The sequence below is a fragment of the Shimia sp. genome, from assembly GCF_041624275.1.
Taxonomy (GTDB): domain Bacteria; phylum Pseudomonadota; class Alphaproteobacteria; order Rhodobacterales; family Rhodobacteraceae; genus Shimia.
The window spans coordinates 1-5,407 of record NZ_JBFJVE010000196.1 but is presented as its reverse complement, the minus strand read 5'-3'; the positions used below and the strand labels follow the sequence as shown (position 1 = coordinate 5,407).

The 5,407-nt window shown below is 67.3% G+C and carries 7 protein-coding genes; 1 reads left to right on the top strand and 6 read right to left on the bottom strand.

What is annotated here, in order from left to right; translation table 11 throughout:
* The coding region (locus tag ABZD10_RS13240; protein ID WP_372887152.1) for an ATP-grasp domain-containing protein at window positions 1-573 on the top strand (573 nt) is incomplete at its 5' end.
* An 18-nt stretch (window positions 574-591) separates the two neighbouring features.
* On the opposite strand, the gene ABZD10_RS13235 is transcribed toward ABZD10_RS13240, so the two are convergent.
* The 6 genes from ABZD10_RS13235 to groEL all read right to left on the bottom strand — a co-directional run.
* Window positions 592-1,731: an alpha-D-ribose 1-methylphosphonate 5-triphosphate diphosphatase gene (locus ABZD10_RS13235; protein WP_372887151.1), complete on the bottom strand. Its 1,140-nt coding sequence runs from the start codon at window positions 1,729-1,731 to the stop codon at window positions 592-594.
* On the bottom strand, window positions 1,728-2,441 hold the full coding sequence (locus tag ABZD10_RS13230) for an esterase/lipase family protein (RefSeq protein WP_372887150.1): 714 nt from the start codon (window positions 2,439-2,441) through the stop codon (window positions 1,728-1,730). The genes ABZD10_RS13235 and ABZD10_RS13230 overlap by 4 nt, the downstream gene beginning before the upstream one ends.
* A 56-nt stretch (window positions 2,442-2,497) precedes the next feature.
* A complete protein-coding gene (locus tag ABZD10_RS13225) occupies window positions 2,498-2,863 on the bottom strand; it encodes a hypothetical protein (RefSeq protein WP_372887148.1) in 366 nt (121 codons plus the stop codon).
* 72 nt (window positions 2,864-2,935) lie between these two features.
* A complete protein-coding gene (locus ABZD10_RS13220; protein WP_372887146.1) occupies window positions 2,936-3,403 on the bottom strand; it encodes a GNAT family N-acetyltransferase in 468 nt (155 codons plus the stop codon).
* Window positions 3,404-3,438: 35 nt separating this feature from the next.
* Complete coding sequence (locus ABZD10_RS13215; RefSeq protein ID WP_372887145.1) at window positions 3,439-4,269, bottom strand: DMT family transporter; 831 nt, start codon at window positions 4,267-4,269, stop codon at window positions 3,439-3,441.
* Between the two features lie 139 nt (window positions 4,270-4,408).
* The coding region (gene groEL / locus ABZD10_RS13210) for a chaperonin GroEL (RefSeq protein ID WP_372887144.1) at window positions 4,409-5,407 on the bottom strand (999 nt) is incomplete at its 5' end.

The following is a 5,407-nucleotide window of genomic DNA, read 5'->3' as shown; positions in this document are numbered from 1 at the left end:
GCCGCCATCGCCGACATGGCCGGTGCCCCGGCGCTGCTGGAAGGTTTCGTCGATTTCAGCCACGAGGTCTCGGTGATCGCGGCGCGCGGGCTCGGAGGCGAGGTCGCCTGTTTCGACCCCGGCGAGAACGTCCATCGCGACGGTATCCTGCACAGCACCACCGTGCCCGCGAAGCTGAGCGCCGGCCAGCGCACCGACGCGGTGCTGCTGGCGGCCAAGATCCTCAACGCGCTCGACTATGTCGGGGTCATGGGGGTCGAGCTGTTCGTCACCCCGCAAGGGCTGATCGTCAATGAAATCGCGCCCCGGGTGCATAATTCGGGCCACTGGACTCAGAACGGCTGTGCGGTGGACCAGTTCGAACAGCATATCCGCGCCGTCGCCGGCCTGCCGCTGGGCGACGGTCAGCGCCATTCGGACGTGCAGATGCTGAACCTGATCGGAAGCGACATGGACGAGCTGCCGCAATTGCTGCGCGCGCCCGACACGGCGCTGCATCTTTACGGCAAGGCCGAGGTCAAGCCGGGTCGCAAGATGGGCCATGTCAACCGCATCACCAGGGGCGGCGCCTGAGCGCGCCGCACCCGCCCCTCAGGCGAGGAACCGCGCCGCCACCTCGCCGCTGAGATAGCTGAAGCGCCCAGCGCAGACCGTCGCGCCGATACGCCCGGTCGCCGGGTCCATCACCACCAGATCGGCGCGCTTGCCGACCTCGAGCGCGCCGCGGTCGGTCAGCCCCAGCAGCGCCGCCGGCCCGGCCGAGACCAGCCGCCAGGCTTCGGCAAACCCCATCACCCCGTCTTCCACCAGCCGCGTCACCGCCTGTCGCGGCGCCGGGTAGTGATAATCCGAGGCCAGGGCGTCGCCCAGCCCCTCCGCGAGCAGGGCGGCGGCGCCGACATTGCCCGAATGCGACCCGCCGCGCACCACGTTGGGCGCCCCCAGCACGATACCGTCGCCGCCCTGCCGCGCCGCGAGCGCCGCCTCGCGGGTTTCGGGAAACTCTGCCATCGCCACGCCCCTTGCGCGCCAGCACCGGCGCCCCTCGGCGCTGCGGTCGTCATGGCTGCCCAGCAGCACCCCCCGCGCCCCGAGGCGCTGCGCCAGAGCCGCCACCGCCTGCGGCACCTCGGCGCGGCGCGCGTGCATGGCCTGCAACAGTGCCAGGTGGCTTTCGGGGCTGCGCCCGCTTTTCAGCGCCTGCCCGGTCAGGCGCGGCGGCCGCTTGCCCCTGGCCAGCGCCTCATGCGGCAGGTGGTCGTTGAACACCACATAGGCGGCACCGCTGCTCTCGACCAGCGCCTCGAAGCGGTCATAGGCCTCGAGCATGTGGGTTTCAAAGCGCAGTTGCAGCCGCATGTCGCTCAGCAGGTCCGGCCGCGCGGCGCAGAGCGCGGCGCAGAAACGCTCGGCGAACTCCGGGCCCCGCATGCCGCCTTCCCAGCTGAAGAACTGCGCCAGAACCGCCGTGGTAATGCCGTTGGCGGCCAGTTCGGCGTCGCAGGACGCCAGCCCCTGACCGAGATCGCGCATCGCCCCGCGCCGGGGCGCGATATGGCGCTCGAAGCCGTCGCCATGCATGTCGACGATGCCCGGCAGGATGCGGAACCCGCTCAGGTCGACAACCGACCCCGCGCCGGCCCTGACGATATGGCCGTTCTCGAAACACAGATCTCCCGGGCCCAATCCGCCCGGCCAAAGCACCTCGGCCCCAGTCAGTCTCACCGTCACGGCTCCACGTTTTGCAGGATTTCACCAAGGGACATCCCGCCGTGAAACGCCCCGTGCCGCAGGAAATAGAGGGATTCGGCGATCACCTCCAGATTGTTCATCATGAAGGTGTGGGTGACCGGCAGCACAAGGTGGTCGGCCATGCCCTCGACCCGGGTCGAGCGCACCGAGACCTTGCCGTCATCCGGCCCTTCGAGCAACGTCGAGTAGAACGGGTTGAGCGATCGGTCGCCGGCGATCACCCCAAGCTCGAAGCGCACCGGCGGCAGGGTGCCGGGCAGGCCGTCGGTCGCCAGCTGCGCGCCGGCCGGGCCGTTCAGCCATTCGAAGGCCTCGATCCCGGCAAAGGCATCGACGATCTCGCTGCCGTGATTGGGCGGCCCCAGCATCACCACCCGGCCAAGATCGACCTGCCGGTCTTCGGCCAGCCACAGCCGCAAGAGGATGCCGCCCATGGAATGGGTAATGAAATGCACCCGCCCCGGACCGCATTCGGCCACTGCCGCCGGCAGGGTCTGGTCCACCAGTGCGGCGATTTCGTCGCGGGTCGAGGCATAGCCGGGGCGCACCACCCGGTACCCGTTGCGCCGCAGCGCGGCCTCCATCACCACGAAGGAGGTTTCGCTGCGCGCCAGCCCGTGCAGCAGCACCACGCAGTCGGCCGATGCCGGAAAGGGCAACAGGAACAGAAGGAGGATCCAGAACCGCATGGGTGTCAGATAGTCTGGCGGGCGATCATTTGAAAGGCCGCGCGCGCCGGGGGCGGTTATTCGTAAAGCACGATCACCCCGGATTCACCGCCCTGGCAGTAATAGCAGCAATCCGAACAGCGCTGGCTGCGGTCCGGCCCGACCCCCCAATAGGTCTTGTGGCTGCCCTTGGGCCAGGCGCCATAGCAGATCTTCTCGCCATACTGGCAGGTCAGCGAGAAGTCGTGCACGCGGCTGTCGTCGAGCACGTAGACCTCGTCCCCGTTGGGCCAGACCCAGTTCCGGTCATCGCTGTAAAAGGCGATATGCACGATATAGGGATAGTCGCTGCGCACCGCGAACAGGAAGGATTCGGCCTGTGCCGGGGCCGTCGGCAGCAGCGCGATCAGGGCCAGGGTCGTCAGGATTTTCCGAAACACCATGTCGCTCTCCATCTGATAGCTGAGCGACCAGCCTAAGGGAAAAGCCGCGAAACGCAAAATCCGGCGCCTGTGTCAGCCCCCGAAAGCCGGCGCATAGACCAGTTCGCAGGCGGGTGCCGGGTCTTCCAGCGCCGGTGCGAAAAGCCCGGTATGCGCCACCGGATAGGGTGAGCGCAGATTGCGGGCCCGGGCGAAATCGAAACCGTTCCGTTCGTAGAACCCCTGCTCGCCCAGCACCACCACCGGCGCGTTGGCATATTGCAGCGCCATCTGGCACAGGGCCGATCCGATGCCGCGCCGTTGCTGCCGGGGATCGGTGCTCAGCGGCGCCAGCGCCAGCCAGCCGGCCGGCGATTTCATCCGCGACAGGGCCACATGGCCGACGATCTTCTTCTTGGCTTCGGCGACGAGCTCGAGCGCCATGTCGCCATCGGCCCGCAGCGCCTCGCAAAGGTCGGCTTCGTCCGGCTGCCCGAAGGCGCGGGTCAGGAGGTCGCGCAGCGCCGCCGCTTCGGCATTGTCAAAGGCTCGGATAATCATGGCGCGATCCTAGCAGGCCGGTTCGGCGCCGCAAGTCAGGCTTTGCGCAGCGAGATCAGAACCCCGAGGATGACCAGCGCCGCCGCCAGGGTGAATCTCAGGGTCAGCGCCTCGCCGAGAAAGACCATGCCGCCCGCCAGCGCGATGACCGGAACGCTCAGCTGGGCCACCGCCGCGCGGCTGGCGCCGAGATCCGGCAGGATGCGATACCAGAGCGCATATCCGAGCCCCGAGGTGACGACCCCCGAGAGGATGGCCAGCAGGATGCCCCCAAGCGGCGCCGACCATTGCCCGGCGCCCCAGCAGAGCAACAGCGCCACCGGGCTGGCGAAGAGGAAATTCGCCGCCGTGGCCGACAGGGGATCGCGAGCGCCGCGCCCGAGCAGGGAATAGACACCCCAGCCGACGCCGGCCAGCGCCATCGCCAGAACCGGCGCGACGGCAACAGTCACCCCTTGGCCCGGCCACAGGAGCCAGACCAGCCCGCCAAGGGCCAGCCCCGCCCCGATCCAGCGCGCGACCGGAATGCGGTCGCGCGAGATCACGGCGCCAGCGAACATGGTGATCTGTACCACGGCAAACAGGATCAGCGCCCCGAAGCCCGGATCCAGCACGCCGTAGGCAAGGGAAAACCCGAAGATATAGGCCAGAAGAGACGCCACGCCGCAGGGGCTGAAGGCCTTTTTGAAAGCCGCTCCCCCCTGCCTGACGACCACCATCAGCCCAAGTGCGCCCGCGCCGCTGGCAAGGCGCAGCGCCGCGAACAGGATCGGGTCCATCTCGCCCGGCGCCAGCGCCAGCCGGTTGAGCACCGAATTGGCGGCAAAGGCGGTCATGGTGAGAAGGCTGAGAAGAACAAGGCGCATGGGGCCTGCCTTAGCCGCTGGGCCCGATATTGGCCATTCACATTCTCTTGCAAATTCTCTGGCAAAGGAAAAGGGGCCGCCCGAAGGCGACCCCCGATACTTCCGGTGGGAAGATGATGCGTATCGGCAGGCGCCGATCTTACATCATGCCGCCCATGCCGCCCATGCCGCCCATGTCGGGCATGCCGCCGCCGGCGCCTTCCTTGGCCGGCTTGTCGGCGACCATGGCTTCGGTGGTGATCAGCAGACCGGCAACCGAGGCCGCGTCTTCCAGCGCGGTGCGCACCACTTTGGCCGGATCGATCACGCCGAAGGAGAACATGTCGCCATATTCTTCGGTCTGAGCGTTGAAGCCGAAGCTGGGATCGTCGCTTTCGCGCACTTTTCCGGCCACGACCGCACCGTCAACACCGGCGTTTTCGGCGATCTGGCGCAGCGGAGCCTCGATGGCCTTGCGCACGATGTTGATGCCGGCATTCTGGTCGGCGTTTGCGCCTTCCAGGTCGATCAGTGCCTTGCCGGCCTGAACCAGCGCCACACCGCCACCGACGATCACGCCTTCCTGCACGGCTGCGCGGGTCGCGTTCAGAGCATCGTCGACACGGTCCTTGCGCTCTTTCACTTCGACTTCGGTCATGCCGCCGACGCGGATCACAGCAACACCGCCGGCCAGTTTGGCAACGCGCTCTTGCAGCTTCTCACGGTCGTAGTCCGACGAGGTTTCTTCGATCTGGGTGCGGATCTGGGCCACGCGTGCCTCGATCTCGGCCTTTTCGCCTGCACCGTCGACGATGGTGGTTTCGTCCTTGGTGATTTCGATCTTCTTGGCGGTGCCCAGCATGTCCATGGTGACATTCTCGAGCTTCATGCCCAGATCTTCCGAGATCACCTGACCACCGGTCAGGATCGCGATGTCCTGCAGCATGGCTTTGCGGCGGTCGCCGAAACCCGGTGCTTTCACGGCTGCGATTTTCAGGCCGCCGCGCAGTTTGTTGACCACGAGCGTCGCCAGCGCCTCGCCTTCGACGTCCTCGGCCACGATCAGCAGCGGACGGCTCGACTGCACCACCGCCTCGAGAACCGGCAGCATCGCCTGCAGGTTCGACAGCTTCTTCTCGTGCAGCAGGATGTACGGATC